The organism is Lentilactobacillus kisonensis DSM 19906 = JCM 15041 (assembly GCF_001434135.1).
In the GTDB taxonomy this organism is placed as follows: Bacteria; Bacillota; Bacilli; order Lactobacillales; family Lactobacillaceae; genus Lentilactobacillus; species Lentilactobacillus kisonensis.
Genome location: NZ_AZEB01000002.1, coordinates 187,976 through 202,365 on the forward strand (window position 1 = coordinate 187,976; position 14,390 = coordinate 202,365).

The window sequence follows — 14,390 nt, forward strand, 5'->3', positions numbered from 1 at the left end:
AAGTGTCAATAAATAGCTGCTTTTACCTGACTTTATATGTGAGATGTGATACGCTTTTTCAGTAACGATCACGCATAATAAAGGAGAAATTCAGTTATGACCTTACCTCAACTAGATTTGGAACACGCAAATGGCCCTAAAGCAACGATTAAAACGAATCATGGTGACATTGTGGTTCAATTGTTTCCAGAACAAGCCCCTAAAACGGTCGAGAACTTCGTCGCATTAGCAGAGAAAGGTTACTATGATGGAGTGACATTTCATCGGGTAATTCCAGACTTTATGATTCAAGGCGGTGATCCCACTGGGACGGGTGCTGGTGGTGAAAGTAGCTTTGGCAGCAACTTCGCTGATGAATTTTCACCTGAACTATTCAATATTAATGGCGCATTATCAATGGCGAACGCGGGCCCTGATACTAACGGCAGCCAGTTCTTCATTGTGACTAATGAGCATGTTGATGACGGGATGGTTCAACAGATGAAGACAGCGGGATATCCAGAACCAATTATTGATGCCTATAAGAATGGCGGCACCCCATGGCTTGATTTCAGGCATACGGTATTTGGACAAGTCGTTGCCGGGATGGATGTGGTAAAGGAAATTAGCCAAGTTGATCGTAATGGGTCTGATAAGCCAAAAGAAGACGTTGTGATGGAAACAGTCACAATTAAGAAATAAAAGTGCTGAAGCAAACCAGTTGACGCACAAATAAAAGCGCAATCTAATTACTAGTCTTGAATGGAAAAGTGATATTAGGTTGCGCTTTTGTTGTGACGATTAGTGATTGAAGGGATATAAGATTGAAACTTCCACAGTGATTTAAATAACAATTATTACTAGGAAGTCAAAGTGTTAGCCATTCAAGGGTAACTAAAAGTGAATTTTTGTCTGGTGTGTATCCGATTGTGCTTGATGAACCTTAAAACTTACTTAGCGGATAATCGTTCCAGTCTGGGTGAGGCTGATGATTAAGTTGGGCATCCCGAATGTCCGTGTAGTATTGAAGCTTCCTTCTAATATGGCGTTGATTCTCCTTTAATAGAACGAGTTGGTCTTCGACTCGCCTGCAGTGGGTTTGTAATAGATCCACTACTTCGTTAAGGTCGTGATCTTGATCCTCATACTGGAAGAGGGTCTGGAGTTCTTTGAGCGTCATCCCGGTATCTTTGAAACAGCAAATTGCTGCTAATCGATCTAAGTTATCCTGATTGTAAAGCCGATTCTTACCATCTCTGGCAACATTCGGCAGTAACCCGATTTCCTCGTAGTACCGTAATGTCGATATGGGCAAACCAAACTTTGCTGAAACTTCTGCGATTGTGTAAGTGTTCATGATAGGACTCCTTAAATAATGTCTTTACCTCAAGTATACTTGAGGTGCTAGGGTAGAGTAAATAAGGAACTGATAGTTCTTTACTAGGACAGCTCCTCAAAGCAGGAATCTGCGCGTAAGCACCTGTAACCAAAATCCCAGAACCATGGATTTTAGTTACAGGAGACTTACGCTCCGATCCCTAATCGCTTTGATCCGCTCACTTTTCTTAGGACAGATGCGCCAGGCAGAAACTGGCTCCGCTCACTAAATTATAGGAGGAACAACTAAAATGAAATATCGACATTTAGGAAAACAAGGTTTACGAGTCAGCGAGTTGGCATTAGGCAGTTGGATGACCGATGTCAGTGAACCAGATAAGCAGGATTTGGCCGCTCAAAGTATTAAATTAGCATACGAGAGCGGGGTTAATTTCTTTGATTGTGCTGACGCTTATAGTGGCGGTGCTGCCGAGCGGTTCCTTGGCAAAACGCTTAAACAGTTTCCTCGCAAGGAACTGGTACTATCGAGTAAGGTCTTTTTCCCAACAGGTGATGGTGTCAACGATCAGGGCTTGTCCCGAAAGCACATTATGGAATCAATTGATACTTCCTTGAAGAATATGCAGACGGATTATTTGGACCTTTATTTTTGCCATCGCTTTGATCCTGAAACGCCGTTAGAAGAAACGTTGCAGGCATTAAGTGATTTGGTGGATCAAGGTAAAATTCTTTACTATGGCGTGAGTGAATGGCGACCAGTTCAGATTTTGGAAGCTCAATTAATCATTCAGCAACGCGGTCTGCATCCAATGTCAGTGGTTCAACCACAGTACAATATGTTTGATCGTTACATTGAGCACGAACTATTGGATGTCTGTGGTAAGTTAGGTTTAGGGATTGTGCCATTCTCACCGCTTTCACAGGGATTACTTACTGGCAAATACCGCAAGGGCCACCAGATTCCAGCTGGCTCCCGGGCAACCTACCAAGACCAAATCAAGGCACTCTTGACTGAAGATAATTTGAATAAGGTTGAAGAGCTAATTAAGATGGCTGCTGAGTTGGATACGGATTTATCAACCTTTGCTTTGGCGTGGGCACTTAGAGATCCAAGAATTTCCAGCTTAATTACTGGTGCTAGCAAGCCTAGTCAATTTAAGAATAATTTGAAGGCGATTGATTTAAAGATTCCTGATGACTATTATCCTCGAATTGATAAATTGTTTGGGTTCAAGAAATTTTCACGAAAGATTGGATAGTAGGAAAAAGTGTAACCAATTATAAGCAACAACTGCTTGAGCTTAATAGTGATCATGATTTGTTTTATCACTTATTTTGGTCAAAAAAACCTGGGCTAGTCTTGAATGGGACCGGCCCTTTTTCCAAATCAACTTTGAGGAAAAGCGAGTCATGCCACTTAACGGGCGGAAGATAAGGCTGCTATTTGTTTGGTGATAATCAGGTTTGTCAAACGAAAATGCTAACCCGACATGATTACGGACTAATACGTGCATACTATAATACATGTCATAAGTACCGACAACTTGTATCTGGTCGCGATAGTTACCTGCCCAGCTTAGTAGTGTTTGTTCTACGTCTACTTGTCTGGCTAATAAAATTCGGTGATTCACTAAATCAGCTGGTGTAAGAACCTCTTTGCCTGATAATTCATGATTGGCTGGCATAACGAGGCCCCATGAATCTTTCTGCGAAAATCGCAATTGGCCATATTCTGGCAAGCGAGCTTCGGTTGTGAGGATACCAAAATCAAGGGTTCCTTTGTCAACACCAGCACGCACTTGATCTCCCGTTGTGCTCACTAAATGAACCCGTGCTTCCTTATAAGTCGTCACGATTTGATAAAAAATTTGGGCAACTAAAGCACTGGTGAAGTTTTCACCTGCACCAATAAATAGATCTCCAGAAATGATATCTTTCGCATTAATTGCATGGGTAGTCGAATCGGCAAGCTGAATCATTTCACCTGCACGAGCATATAGAAATTGGCCATCAGAAGTTAACTTAATCTGACGGCTGCCGCGAATAAATAAAGTGGTATCTAGTTCAGCTTCTAAGTCCTGAATCTGCCTTGAGAGGGTGGATTGGGAAATATGTAAAACGTTAGCAGCGCCAGAGATATTACCCTCGCGTACAATTGTGATGAAATACCTTAGTATCCGTAATTCCATTATGATTCACCTCAAATAATTGTTGATTTATTACTATTGTATTGTGTTATTCATTTTAACAGATCACGCAGGAAGTAATTCTGATCATAAAGTAAAACGGCCCCAAGCAATCATTCCAGCAGGATAATTGTTTAAGTCCGTTTTTTTTAGAATCAAAGGATGATGGTCCTTATTTAACTGTTTGCTTATTATAAGGATTGACGGGTCGGTCGGATAATCAACTCACTGATCGACATGTTTGATTGTGTCCCAATAGCAAATTCAACGGCTTGGGCAATCTGTTCCGGTTGTAAGCCGTTAATATTCTTGAAGAAGTTTTTGGCAAATTGTTTTTGATCGGGATCATTAATGGAGTTAAATAACTCGGTCCCGGTGCTCCCGGGTGAAATAATTGTCGTTTTGATATTATTTTCGGCTTGTTCAGCACGCAAACCATCCATAATAGCTCGAACGGCGAATTTGGTACCGCTATATACAGCACCGTCTGGACCAACAACGTGGCCAGCAACAGAATCCGTTGAAATAATGTGACCACTATGATTTTCAGCCATACTTGGCAACGCTGCGGCGATTCCATTTAGAACACCCATAATGTTGATTTGCAGCATATTCTGCCATTCATCTCGTCGGCCTTCAATCAACGGTGCGGTTGGCATAATGCCGGCATTATTATAGAGAACATCTACCCGGCCATATTCGTTTAACGCGGCATCAATAACCCGTTTCACTTCATCAAAGTTTGTAACATCAGCTTTAAATGTTTCAACGTGACCAGCTGGGAATTTGGCTTTAATTTCGTCTAAGCGTTTTATCCGGCGGGCAGCCAAGAATAACTTGGCATTGTCTTGGGCCAATAGCCTTGCTGTTGCTGCACCAATTCCGGATGATGCACCCATAATAACAATTACTTTTTTACTCAAATCCATTTTATGACCTCCAAATATGTCTTCATATTAACGTGATTAATCTAATATAAATCAACTGTTTATCAATGTAGAACAGTTATAAGTTAATACCTAATATGACTAACAGTTATATTAAGTGTGAGAGCAACATCGGTTTCTGCAGGATTTTTTGGCTAATTAAAAAGCTAAGAATGCTTGGTTAGCACGACGATGTTTGTAAACCGATAAAAATGAACCCTAACCATCCAAAAAGTGAGGATGGTTGGGGTTCATTTTTGAGTTTCTGGGATCAAAGCGGACACGATCACAGGCACTCTTATTTATTTTAATGAAGCAATTAATTTCTTAACAGCCTGTGCTTGGAATTCTGCGATTGCCTGTTTAACCAGTTTTCCCCGATCAGCAGCGGACATGGTTGGGTTCTTTTGCATCGCGGCCATGACCTGCTTTTCGACAAAAGCTTTGCCAGCAGTTTTTAATTTGGCTTGATAAGCTTTATCAGCCATTTTCTTTTGCAACGCTTTGGCTTGAGTGGTCGAGAGGACGAGCCAGTCTTTGTTGATATACAACGTATTATGCTGCTTGACTAACTTATTGCCTTCGTCGGCGATTCCAAACCAAAGCTTGGCAGTTTTATTCTTATATTTCCAACGGGTGGTTTTGGTAATCATCTTTGACTCACCGTTAATGCGAACCACCTTGTTTGAAGTGTCGTCCTTTGCCCTGGTATGGGACTTTTTCTTAGTATCTGCAGATTTTTGATAAATATAAACCTGTTTTTTATTTGCTGAACCGATTGGCTGGTACAGAACCATCTGCATTTGTTTGGACTTACCAACGGAGTAGATGGGCTGGGCAGTTGTTTCGGTTACCTGTTTCATCCCATAGTGATCATGGTCGTTTTTAACGATATAGAAAGTCGAGAGGACCGCGCAGATAATCGCGATGCCGGTTAAAACGTTACTCCAAGTCTTATTTTCGATATAAATGAAGAAGATAAAGCTAAGAACAATACTAATTGTTAGGGTTACTAATATCATTAATCTTCGCCTCCTGCTTTGGTATAGTCAGATGAGTGACCACGGTTTTTCAAGAAGAACGCGGTGATGAATGCAAGCAGACAGAAGATTAACGAAATCATAAATGCGGCGTGGTAACCACTTAAAGTTGCGTTAATCGCGTGTGTCTGGTAGTTCAACGGATTAGTAGACAACATATGCTTAGAAGGCATGTTGTTCTTGGTAACGTTTGTTAGGATACTAATCAACACGGCAGTTCCAACTGAACTGGCAACCTGTCTTTGAGTGTTGTTAACGGCAGTTCCGTGACTCAATAAGTTGATGGGGAGTGAGTTCATACCAACTGTTGTTGCTGGCATCATTGACATTGAAATACCAAACATCCGAATGGCATAGAAGAAGACAATGTAAATGGTTGGTGTGCTCTTAGTGATAAAGATGAACGGAATAGAACCCAGTGTTAGTAAGAACATCCCGATAATTGACAGCCGTTTAGCACCAAACCGGTCTACGGCTCGACCAGTAATTGGACTCATGATTCCCATCATAATAGCCCCAGCCAGTAAGGTAAGTCCGGATTCAAACGCAGACATTCCTTTAACAATCTGGAGGTACAATGGAATGACCATTTCAACGCCAACCATGGCCATCATTGTAACGGAACTAAGGATGGCAGAAATGGTGAATGGGAAGGAACGGTATACCCGGAATTCTAGGAATGGTTTCTTCATGGTTAATTGACGCCAGATGAATAGGGCGATAAAGATAACCCCAATCACTAATGTACTAATAACGGTTGCGCTGCCCCAGCCATCTTCACCAACGGATGAGAAGCCGTACAGTAGGCTACCAAATCCAACCGTTGACATGACAATGGATAAGAGGTCGGTCCCCACTTTTTTGGTAGGCAGCACACTCTTAACAAAGAAGAAACTTGCCAAAATAACAAGGAGCATCAATGGAATGATCATCCCAAAGAGATCTCGCCATGTCCAGTTATCAATGACCCATCCAGAAAGGGTTGGGCCAATGGCTGGTGCCAAGCCGATAACAATTCCGGCAAGCCCCATGGCAGTTCCCCGTTTGGCAGGTGGAAAAATTGACAACATGATTGTTTGAAGCAATGGCATGGTGACCCCGACACCCAATGCTTGGATCAGCCGGCCAGTTAGTAACATGCCGAAATTAGGGGCAATGTAACAGACAACGGTTCCGATAAAGAATGTCGTCATCGCACTGATATAGAGCATCTTGGAATTAAAACGGGTGCTTAGCCAAGCACTAATTGGGATCATAATCCCGTTAACCATCATGAATCCAGTGGTAAGCCACTGAACAGTTGATGTTGAAACACTAAATGCTTTCATTATAGTAGGAAAGGCCGTTGAAAGAATGGTCTGGTTCAAAACGGTACAGAACGTACCGATTAAAATGACCACGATCATGATTCCACGGTTATATGGCTTTCCGTTTTCGTCTACGGAATTTGTCACGATTGATTACCTTCTTCACTTCAAATTAGATTTTGTCCAAAAAACGATTCCTGACTAATATAAGATTATTCGCAATGATTGTCAACTATCTTGACAACGATATATAAAAATATATACTTAATGTTAAATAATATTCAATGGATTATAGACAATCTGATAATCAGAATGTTGACCTAAAGCCAATGAAACCAATTACAAGGTTCCGAAGATTAGAAACGAGGAATTTAAGTGGATAAGGAATTCAAACAAAAATTAGCCGAGATTGTTAAAGATAATGCTTGGTATATGGGGCTAGGGGATGTGTCCCGCGCAACGGGAATTTCCCAAACCAAGTTACGTTATTGGGAGCGCAAGGGGTACATTAAGAGCAAACAGGGCAAAAATCAAAATCGTAAATTTAGCTATAGTATGCTCATTAAGGCTTACCAAATTAAGCTATTTTTGGACCAAGGGTATACGTTAGCGGTTGCGGCAGAAAAGGCTGAAAATAAGAACAATACGTTGAAGTTAGTTCGGCGGGTGATTTTTGACCGCTTTGAAGACGTGGCTACTTATGACAATCATCCGGCGATTAATTTAGGTTATTTTGATGAAGATAAGGATAAACTATTGTACGCGGTTATTTATGATGATGGGACGCAATTTAAGCTGGTCCCTGCCGGAACAGAGAAGATAGATTAAAAAATTGAAACGCTTTTGGCTTATCTTTTCTTTAAATGGGTGTAATATATTAGTGGTAAAATGTCTATTTTGAAATTTATTTTCAATTAGGGGTTGCTTTTATAACCCCTCTAAGAGTTAAACTGGATACATTATCATATTTTTGGAGGTCATTTGATGTTAGAAAAAACGGTTTATAGCGAATTATTAAGTCGAGCGTTTGATATTCCAGTTCAAGTTACTTATTGGAATGGAAAGACTGAAGCTTATGGGGATGGACAGCCACAAGTTAAGATTGCAATCAAGAAGGAAATTCCCATTAAGGAAATGACAGCGAAGCCAACTTTAGTATTGGCCGAGGCTTATATGAACGGTGATATCGAAATCGATGGTAGTATTCAAGAATTAGTTGCTTCCGCATTCCGTCAATCTGGAAGCTTTTTAACGAACAACCCATTTTTAAAACACCTGCCAAAGATCTCACATTCTGAAAAGGAAAGTGAAAAGGATATTCAAAGCCATTACGACATTGGTAATGACTTCTACCAAATGTGGTTGGATAAATCAATGACGTACTCATGCGCTTACTTTGAGCATGACGATGATACTTTAGAGCAGGCCCAGATTAATAAGGACCGCCATATTTTGCATAAGCTCAATCCGGTTGCTGGCAAAAAGTTGTTGGACATTGGTAGCGGCTGGGGAACGTTATTATTCATGGCTGCTGAAGAGTTTGACCTTCAGGCAACCGGGATTACATTGAGTAAAGAACAGTATGATTACACCAATGAACAAATTAAGAAACGTCATTTGGAAGGTAAAGTTAACGTCTTATTAGAGGACTATCGGGAAGTTAATCAGAAGTTTGATTACGTGACCTCAGTAGGGATGTTTGAACACGTTGGGAAAGAAAATCTGGGCTTGTACTTTAAGAAGGTTAAAGATTTCTTGGAACCAGATGGCCGGGCACTGATTCATGGGATTACTGGTCAACACGTTGGTGCTGGGGTTGATCCATTCTTGAACAAGTATATTTTCCATGGTGGTTATATTCCTAACATGGCAGAAAACTTGACTCATGTGATGGATGCTGGTTTACAGTTAACGGACCTTGAACCATTACGCCGTCATTATCAAAAGACACTTGAAATCTGGTACGCTAACTATGTGAAGGTGATTGATCAGGTAAAAGAAAAGTATGGCGTGCCATTCTCAAGGATGTGGACGTTATATCTTCAAGCTAGTGCAGCATCATTTGAAGCAGGCAATATTGACGTGATGCAGTACTTATTAACGAATGCACCAAGTGGCACGGGACTACCAATGACTCGTCAGTATGTTTATCAACAAGAACAGGATTAGATTTCAATCTTTTCAAGCCGAGCTAGAGGCTTAAATCTCAAAAGTTACCAAAAAGGGCCATCATTTCTAATTAGGAATGATGGCCCTATTTGGTAACTTTATTTTATTTATAGTAAAGTAAACTTTACTTTTATAAAACTAAGTTGTATGATGTATCTGTAAAGTGAGGTGGGGCAAATGAGTAAAAACAAATTTGATGATGATCAAATTAGTAATAAAGTGTATGAGTTTCGTGTCCTCAGCCACTTGTCTCAAAAAGGTTTAGCAGATGCGGTTGGGGTCAGTAAGCAAACCATTTTAGTGATGGAAAAGGGCCATTATTCACCGTCACTCAAACTGGCTTTTAGAATTGCCAATTATTTCAATGTCCCGATTACCGATATTTTTGGTTATAAAGAAGGGGATGATTCTGATGGACATTAAATCAATTTCGGACATTCCAGCTTGGATATTTTACCCAATTAAGCTATGGGCTGACAAGGATAGCGATAACTTCAACATTTTGGTTGGGACCGGGATGATTCTACTGGTCCGCTCCTTCATTATGGTGTGGATATTGGTAAGACGGTTGGGGGAATCTGACGAACGAACTTCAGGAATATATCTGAAAGCCATGTCAAATGCACTCGTTGTTCTGATTGTTTGTGAGATTATTTTTCCTTCCACCTACCTCGTTAACCAGTTCAAATTGTACAAGTACGCGTTTGCGATGATTGCGGCTGCGATTTATTTATTCAGTAAGTATCGAAAAGAAATGAGGTAATTTTATGAAGGTGAAAACATTTACAGCCTTTGGGCAAGGCGGCTTGGATAAGCAAGTAAACCGATTCTTAGCGGATTCAAAACTGGAGGTTATTAGCGTTAATTTCTCGGTGGGGTTTGGATATGTTGGCGCAATGGTGGTTTACAAATAAATATGTGTTCTAAAAAAGTGCTTGAAGGCAATCTAAATAATTGCTTTCAGGCACTTTTAGGCTTAATTATTCTGTATGACCACGATCCTTAACATATTGGGCAAATGGTTCGCTGCCGTCCGCCTCGCCAGATTCTTTAGCTTGGTACCAGGCGATTCGGTCGTCAACGACTTGGAGGTGCTGAAGAATTCGTTGGTTCTTTTTTACAAATTCATCACGGGTTCGTTCCAATAATGAGACTCGGTTGGGAATTGTATCATCACCTAAGTCTTGCCAGGCGACATACTCTTGAATATCTTGGAGACTCATCCCCGCAGCTTTTAGGTGCACTAGGCATTTAACCCAGTCAACATCTTCATCGGTAAAGATTCGGCGACTGCCATCACTACTATGGGCTTTAATAATTCGTTGCCGTTCATAAGCATGAATGGTTGGGATCGGCAGGTTCACGATCCGCGAAAACTCACTAAGGGTGTATCGGTGTTCTGAATTGGTTTCTGCCATGACAATATCTCCAATCCTTTTGATAGAAATCCATAATTAACTATACTTTAGAATTAGTGAAAGCGTTTGTAAAGCAAAACATTTAATTGCTATTATTCTTTGTGGCCCATTCGCTTTAAATAGTCAGCAAATGGTTCTTGACCACTGGTTTTGCCTGTTTCCTTTTGTTTATACCAATTAATTTTGTCGGTTAAAATTTCAAGGTGATGTTGGACTTCTCGGTATTTTTCCAAAAAGTCAGCCTGGGTATTTTCAAGTAATTCTAAACGATTAGGAATGGTTTCATCCCCCATCGCTCGCCAGGTAACGTACTGTTTGAGATCACTAATGCTCATTCCGGTTCCCTTCAAGTGCAATAGGAATTTAACCCATTTAATATCAGCAGCTGTAAAGTAACGCCGACCGCTGTCATTTCTTCTCGCCTTTAAAAGGCCCTGGCTCTCATAGTAACGGATGGTTGGCGCGGTTAAATTGACAAGATCGGCAAACTCGCCAATGGTATAAGTTGCTTCGGTTTTAATTGCTTGCATCTAAATCCCCCGATTCTTTTGAAATAAGTTATTGACTTAAAGTCCACTTTAAGTTGTAAGGTAGCTTTTGTAAAGAAAAACTTGCATTTAAAGGAGGTTATCATGACAAACGTGATTATTTTAGGAGCCAACGGCCAAATTGCTAAATTGGTCCGCCAGCGGTTATTAAGCGAAACCAATGCCCAGTTAACATTATATTTGAGAAATGTGCAGCGGATTTCTGATATTGACTCAAAACGAGAGCGGGTAATTGAGGGAGATGTCAACGATACTGCTAAGCTAACGGCTGCCATTGGCGACCAAGATATTGTCTATGCTAATTTAGGTGGCGAATTTGAACCAATGGCTCAAAGCATCGTGAAGGCAATGGCAACGAATGATGTTAAACGGTTAATTTATATTACCGGCTTAGGGCTTTATCACGAGGTCCCTGGTGAGTTTGGCCGTTGGGTAGAAGCTTCCGTTGGCACTGATGTGATGGATGATACCAGACGGGCGGCAAAAATTATAGAGAATTCGAATCTTGATTACACAATTGTTAGAGCAGCGTACATGTCAAATGATGACGTGATCAATTATGAGCTGACTGAGAAGGGGGAACCGTTCAAAGGAACAATCATTTCTCGCAAGAGTATTGCGGACTTAGTTATGAAAATTATTAAAGACCCGTCGTTATACGAACACAGTAGTTTAGGAATCGATCAGCCGGGAACTGATGGCGACTGACCAATGTATTAATTAGAGAGCGGAGAAGTTTAGTTAGGACAGCTGCACAAAGCAGAAACCGCCACCTAAGCACCTGTAACAAAAATTCCAAACCCAGAATTCTGTTATAAGAGACTTATGTTCCGGTTTCTAACCGCTTTGTTCCGCTCACTTTACTTAGGACAGCTGCGTCAGGCAGAAACTTCCATATAAGCACCTTGACCAAAAATTCCAAAACCAGGAATTTCTGGCCAAGGAGACTTATATTCCAGTTTCTAAGCGCCTGACTTCGCTCACTTTTTATTTAGGAGATGGCATGATGAGTGTTAAAGATAAGGTAATTGTCATTACAGGGGCATCATCTGGAATTGGTGAAGCTTCAGCAAAGTTACTGGCTAAGAATGGCGCCAAGTTAGTATTAGGGGCTCGCCGAGAAGAACGATTAAAAGAAATTGTGGATCAAATTATTGCCGCTGGTGGTCAGGCAACGTATCAATCAACGGATGTCACTCAACCAGGACAAGTCAAAGCGCTTGTTCAATTAGCTAAGGATCGATTTGGCGGTATCGACGTAATTTTCAATAATGCCGGCATCATGCCAAGTTCACCGATCAGTGCGTTACACATTGATGAATGGAATGCCATGATTGATATTAATCTAAAGGGCGTTTTAAATGGGGTAGCCGCGGTGATGCCTGACTTCACTAGCCAAAAACATGGTCAAATTATCACAACCTCCTCCGTTGCTGGGATTAAGAGCTTCCCTGGAGCCGGGGTATATGGTGCCACAAAGTTTGCCGTTCGTAACTTAATGGAAGTCATTCGGATGGAAAGTGCCCAGGAAGGGACAAATATCCGGACGGCCACGCTATACCCAGCCGCAATTAACACGGAGTTATTACACACGATTACCGATCAAAATACCCGGGCAGGGATGGATAGCCTGTACAATTCGGTTGGGATTGGCCCCGATGCGGTTGCTCGAGTGGTTAACTTTGCCGTTGATCAACCAGAAGACGTTAACGTGAATGAATTTATAATTTACCCAACAAAGCAAGGATAAAAGGAGCGTAAAAAATGGCTAAAAATGAAAATGTTAAAAATGGGGTTATTTTCCCAGCTGGATCCAAAAATGATGCATATGCACAATATTTTGTTGGTCAAAGTTATTTACAAGGTTTGGTAAACGATCCAAATGTGACTGTTGGTGTTGGCAACGTCACATTTGAACCCGGTTGCCGGAATAACTGGCACATTCACCACAATGGGTTCCAGATCCTACTGGTGACTGGTGGTGAGGGTTGGTATCAAGAGGAAGGCAAGCCTGCTCAACACCTAGTGCCGGGCGATGTTGTCGTCACGCACGATGGGATTAAGCACTGGCACGGCGCTACTAAAGATAGTTGGTTCTCACATATTGCCATTACCGCGGGAACGCCGGAATGGTTAGAGCCGGTTTCAGAGCATGATTACGAGCAGTTAGGAACGGAAAAGTAAGTTTTCTGCTCGGAAGAACGTGGTTCAGATAGAATTTATAATCAATTGGAGGTTATGTAATCATGGCAAAAAAGCAAACGGCAGGTCGAGATAACCTGGGAGATTTTGCACCTAAGTTCGCGAAATTAAATGATGACGTTTTATTTGGCCAAGTTTGGTCACGAGAATCAAAGCTATCTGCAAGGGATCGAAGTATGATTACTTGTGCCAGCTTAATGTCTCAAGGGTTGTTTCCGCAATTAGAAGCCCATATGAAGATGGCAAAGCAAAATGGTGTCACCAAAGAGGAAATGGTTGAATTAATCACACACTTGGCATTTTATGCTGGTTGGCCCAAGGCTTGGTCAGCATTTGGAATTGCTAAGAAAATATTCGGAGATTCGAAAGCTTAGCCAATAATTGACTAGCAAAGAGGTTAACAAGCGTTGTCTAACATCATTCCACTTTATAATTAATATTACTTTAGAATCATTATTGAAACTCTCTTCGAAATATTTTACACTAGGGATAGGCAGTAAATAAAAATTGGAGGGACTTCAAATGAATTTTATTGGTGAAGAGATTGGTAATTTCAAGGTTAATGCCTTTCAAAATGGTGAAGTAAAGTCAGTGACTAAGCAAGATCTTTTAGGCCACTGGTCGATTGTTTTCTTTTACCCAGCAGATTTTTCCTTTGTTTGTCCAACTGAATTAGGTGATTTAGCTGATAATTACGATGAATTCAAAAAGGCCGGGGCAGAAATCTATTCCGTTTCTGAAGATACCGAGTTTGTGCATCAAGCTTGGCATGAGCAAAGTGATGAAGTAGGTAAGGTTCAGTATCCAATGCTCGCCGATCCGGCTGGGAAGCTGGCCCGTTTCTTTGGTGTGTTGGATGAGGATGCCGGTCAAGCTTATCGTGGGGTATTTATCGTTGACCCTGAAGGTAAGGTGCGTTCGTACACAATTAATGATATGGGAATTGGCCGCAATGCCCATGAAGTCCTTCGAACGCTAGAAGCTGCTCAATTTGTGGCCGAACATGGTGATCGTGTTTGTCCAGCAAACTGGCAGCCTGGCGCCAAAACTTTAAAGCCGGGAACTAAGCTAGTTGGTAAGATTTAGTTGATTTGTTTGGAACCCTTGAAACGATTGCGAGTTAATCAAATAAAGTAAAGAGGGGTGGGATATTAGTCGTTTTCAGTTTGTAATGACAACTTTGATTACCACCTTTATATTGTAGAAAGCTGCGACAAACGGCAGATCCCTGCCATTTAACGGAAAAATGTGGCTGGGACATAAGTCCCGCCGATAAA

Annotated in this window: 19 protein-coding genes; 12 read left to right on the top strand and 7 right to left on the bottom strand. The window is 41.2% G+C overall.

What is annotated here, in order from left to right; all coding sequences use genetic code 11:
- Window positions 1-96 precede the first annotated feature (96 nt).
- Complete coding sequence (locus FC98_RS02380) at window positions 97-681, top strand: peptidylprolyl isomerase (protein WP_008856411.1); 585 nt, start codon at window positions 97-99, stop codon at window positions 679-681.
- Between the two features lie 241 nt (window positions 682-922).
- On the opposite strand, the gene FC98_RS02385 is transcribed toward FC98_RS02380, so the two are convergent.
- Window positions 923-1,336 carry a MerR family transcriptional regulator gene (locus FC98_RS02385; RefSeq protein ID WP_008856412.1) on the bottom strand — a complete coding sequence of 138 codons (414 nt, stop codon included), beginning with the start codon at window positions 1,334-1,336 and terminating at the stop codon, window positions 923-925.
- Window positions 1,337-1,607: 271 nt separating this feature from the next.
- Between FC98_RS02385 and FC98_RS02390 the strand changes: the two genes are divergently transcribed.
- On the top strand, window positions 1,608-2,576 hold the full coding sequence (locus FC98_RS02390) for an aldo/keto reductase family protein (RefSeq protein ID WP_008856413.1): 969 nt from the start codon (window positions 1,608-1,610) through the stop codon (window positions 2,574-2,576).
- Window positions 2,577-2,618: 42 nt separating this feature from the next.
- Here the strand turns inward: FC98_RS02390 and FC98_RS02395 are convergent, their stop codons facing one another.
- From FC98_RS02395 to FC98_RS02410, 4 genes are all read right to left on the bottom strand, one after another.
- Window positions 2,619-3,506: a LysR family transcriptional regulator gene (locus tag FC98_RS02395; protein ID WP_008856414.1), complete on the bottom strand. Its 888-nt coding sequence runs from the start codon at window positions 3,504-3,506 to the stop codon at window positions 2,619-2,621.
- 188 nt (window positions 3,507-3,694) lie between these two features.
- Window positions 3,695-4,432 (bottom strand): SDR family oxidoreductase, encoded by a 738-nt coding sequence (locus FC98_RS02400; RefSeq protein ID WP_008856415.1) that lies wholly within the window; start codon window positions 4,430-4,432, stop codon window positions 3,695-3,697.
- A 299-nt stretch (window positions 4,433-4,731) separates the two neighbouring features.
- Entirely contained in the window at window positions 4,732-5,451 is a 720-nt protein-coding gene (locus FC98_RS02405) for a DUF4811 domain-containing protein (RefSeq protein WP_054654703.1), read from the bottom strand.
- Window positions 5,451-6,875, bottom strand: a complete 1,425-nt coding sequence (locus FC98_RS02410; RefSeq protein WP_420805275.1) for an MDR family MFS transporter — start codon at window positions 6,873-6,875, stop codon at window positions 5,451-5,453. Before FC98_RS02410 ends, FC98_RS02405 begins: the two co-directional genes overlap by 1 nt.
- A gap of 276 nt (window positions 6,876-7,151) precedes the next feature.
- On the opposite strand from FC98_RS02410, the gene FC98_RS02415 reads away from it, so the two are divergent.
- From FC98_RS02415 to FC98_RS14585, 5 genes are all read left to right on the top strand, one after another.
- Window positions 7,152-7,604, top strand: coding sequence for a MerR family transcriptional regulator (locus tag FC98_RS02415; protein ID WP_054654705.1), 453 nt, complete (start codon window positions 7,152-7,154; stop codon window positions 7,602-7,604).
- Between the two features lie 156 nt (window positions 7,605-7,760).
- Window positions 7,761-8,945: an SAM-dependent methyltransferase gene (locus FC98_RS02420; protein WP_008856421.1), complete on the top strand. Its 1,185-nt coding sequence runs from the start codon at window positions 7,761-7,763 to the stop codon at window positions 8,943-8,945.
- Window positions 8,946-9,122: 177 nt separating this feature from the next.
- Window positions 9,123-9,368, top strand: coding sequence for a helix-turn-helix transcriptional regulator (locus FC98_RS02425; protein ID WP_008856422.1), 246 nt, complete (start codon window positions 9,123-9,125; stop codon window positions 9,366-9,368).
- Window positions 9,358-9,708, top strand: a complete 351-nt coding sequence (locus FC98_RS02430) for a hypothetical protein (RefSeq protein WP_054654709.1) — start codon at window positions 9,358-9,360, stop codon at window positions 9,706-9,708. Before FC98_RS02425 ends, FC98_RS02430 begins: the two co-directional genes overlap by 11 nt.
- 4 nt (window positions 9,709-9,712) lie before the next feature.
- Window positions 9,713-9,859 carry a hypothetical protein gene (locus FC98_RS14585; protein WP_008856424.1) on the top strand — a complete coding sequence of 49 codons (147 nt, stop codon included), beginning with the start codon at window positions 9,713-9,715 and terminating at the stop codon, window positions 9,857-9,859.
- A 66-nt stretch (window positions 9,860-9,925) separates the two neighbouring features.
- On the opposite strand, the gene FC98_RS02435 is transcribed toward FC98_RS14585, so the two are convergent.
- Together FC98_RS02435 and FC98_RS02440 are read right to left on the bottom strand one after the other, a co-directional pair.
- Complete coding sequence (locus FC98_RS02435; RefSeq protein ID WP_008856425.1) at window positions 9,926-10,363, bottom strand: MerR family transcriptional regulator; 438 nt, start codon at window positions 10,361-10,363, stop codon at window positions 9,926-9,928.
- Between the two features lie 92 nt (window positions 10,364-10,455).
- Window positions 10,456-10,893 (bottom strand): MerR family transcriptional regulator, encoded by a 438-nt coding sequence (locus FC98_RS02440; RefSeq protein ID WP_008856426.1) that lies wholly within the window; start codon window positions 10,891-10,893, stop codon window positions 10,456-10,458.
- A gap of 102 nt (window positions 10,894-10,995) precedes the next feature.
- Here FC98_RS02440 and FC98_RS02445 point away from each other — a divergent pair, with 102 nt between their 5' ends.
- The 5 genes from FC98_RS02445 (at window position 10,996) to ahpC (ending at window position 14,199) form a co-directional block, all read left to right on the top strand.
- Window positions 10,996-11,619 carry an NAD(P)H-binding protein gene (locus tag FC98_RS02445; protein WP_008856427.1) on the top strand — a complete coding sequence of 208 codons (624 nt, stop codon included), beginning with the start codon at window positions 10,996-10,998 and terminating at the stop codon, window positions 11,617-11,619.
- Window positions 11,620-11,917: 298 nt separating this feature from the next.
- Window positions 11,918-12,661 (top strand): SDR family oxidoreductase, encoded by a 744-nt coding sequence (locus FC98_RS02450; RefSeq protein ID WP_056949144.1) that lies wholly within the window; start codon window positions 11,918-11,920, stop codon window positions 12,659-12,661.
- Between the two features lie 14 nt (window positions 12,662-12,675).
- Window positions 12,676-13,095, top strand: coding sequence for a cupin domain-containing protein (locus FC98_RS02455; protein ID WP_008856430.1), 420 nt, complete (start codon window positions 12,676-12,678; stop codon window positions 13,093-13,095).
- Between the two features lie 62 nt (window positions 13,096-13,157).
- A complete protein-coding gene (locus FC98_RS02460; RefSeq protein WP_008856431.1) occupies window positions 13,158-13,487 on the top strand; it encodes a carboxymuconolactone decarboxylase family protein in 330 nt (109 codons plus the stop codon).
- A gap of 148 nt (window positions 13,488-13,635) precedes the next feature.
- Entirely contained in the window at window positions 13,636-14,199 is a 564-nt protein-coding gene (gene ahpC / locus FC98_RS02465) for an alkyl hydroperoxide reductase subunit C (protein WP_054654710.1), read from the top strand.
- Window positions 14,200-14,390 lie beyond the last annotated feature (191 nt).

Coding starts and splice junctions, on each gene's coding strand:
- FC98_RS02380 (WP_008856411.1), top strand. CDS start 97: ATGACCTTACCTCAACTAGATTTGGAACACGCAAATGGCCCTAAAGCA.
- FC98_RS02385 (WP_008856412.1), bottom strand. CDS start 1,336: ATGAACACTTACACAATCGCAGAAGTTTCAGCAAAGTTTGGTTTGCCC.
- FC98_RS02390 (WP_008856413.1), top strand. CDS start 1,608: ATGAAATATCGACATTTAGGAAAACAAGGTTTACGAGTCAGCGAGTTG.
- FC98_RS02395 (WP_008856414.1), bottom strand. CDS start 3,506: ATGGAATTACGGATACTAAGGTATTTCATCACAATTGTACGCGAGGGT.
- FC98_RS02400 (WP_008856415.1), bottom strand. CDS start 4,432: ATGGATTTGAGTAAAAAAGTAATTGTTATTATGGGTGCATCATCCGGA.
- FC98_RS02405 (WP_054654703.1), bottom strand. CDS start 5,451: ATGATATTAGTAACCCTAACAATTAGTATTGTTCTTAGCTTTATCTTC.
- FC98_RS02410 (WP_420805275.1), bottom strand. CDS start 6,875: ATGATCGTGGTCATTTTAATCGGTACGTTCTGTACCGTTTTGAACCAG.
- FC98_RS02420 (WP_008856421.1), top strand. CDS start 7,761: ATGTTAGAAAAAACGGTTTATAGCGAATTATTAAGTCGAGCGTTTGAT.
- FC98_RS02425 (WP_008856422.1), top strand. CDS start 9,123: ATGAGTAAAAACAAATTTGATGATGATCAAATTAGTAATAAAGTGTAT.
- FC98_RS02430 (WP_054654709.1), top strand. CDS start 9,358: ATGGACATTAAATCAATTTCGGACATTCCAGCTTGGATATTTTACCCA.
- FC98_RS14585 (WP_008856424.1), top strand. CDS start 9,713: ATGAAGGTGAAAACATTTACAGCCTTTGGGCAAGGCGGCTTGGATAAG.
- FC98_RS02435 (WP_008856425.1), bottom strand. CDS start 10,363: ATGGCAGAAACCAATTCAGAACACCGATACACCCTTAGTGAGTTTTCG.
- FC98_RS02440 (WP_008856426.1), bottom strand. CDS start 10,893: ATGCAAGCAATTAAAACCGAAGCAACTTATACCATTGGCGAGTTTGCC.
- FC98_RS02445 (WP_008856427.1), top strand. CDS start 10,996: ATGACAAACGTGATTATTTTAGGAGCCAACGGCCAAATTGCTAAATTG.
- FC98_RS02450 (WP_056949144.1), top strand. CDS start 11,918: ATGAGTGTTAAAGATAAGGTAATTGTCATTACAGGGGCATCATCTGGA.
- FC98_RS02455 (WP_008856430.1), top strand. CDS start 12,676: ATGGCTAAAAATGAAAATGTTAAAAATGGGGTTATTTTCCCAGCTGGA.
- FC98_RS02460 (WP_008856431.1), top strand. CDS start 13,158: ATGGCAAAAAAGCAAACGGCAGGTCGAGATAACCTGGGAGATTTTGCA.
- ahpC (WP_054654710.1), top strand. CDS start 13,636: ATGAATTTTATTGGTGAAGAGATTGGTAATTTCAAGGTTAATGCCTTT.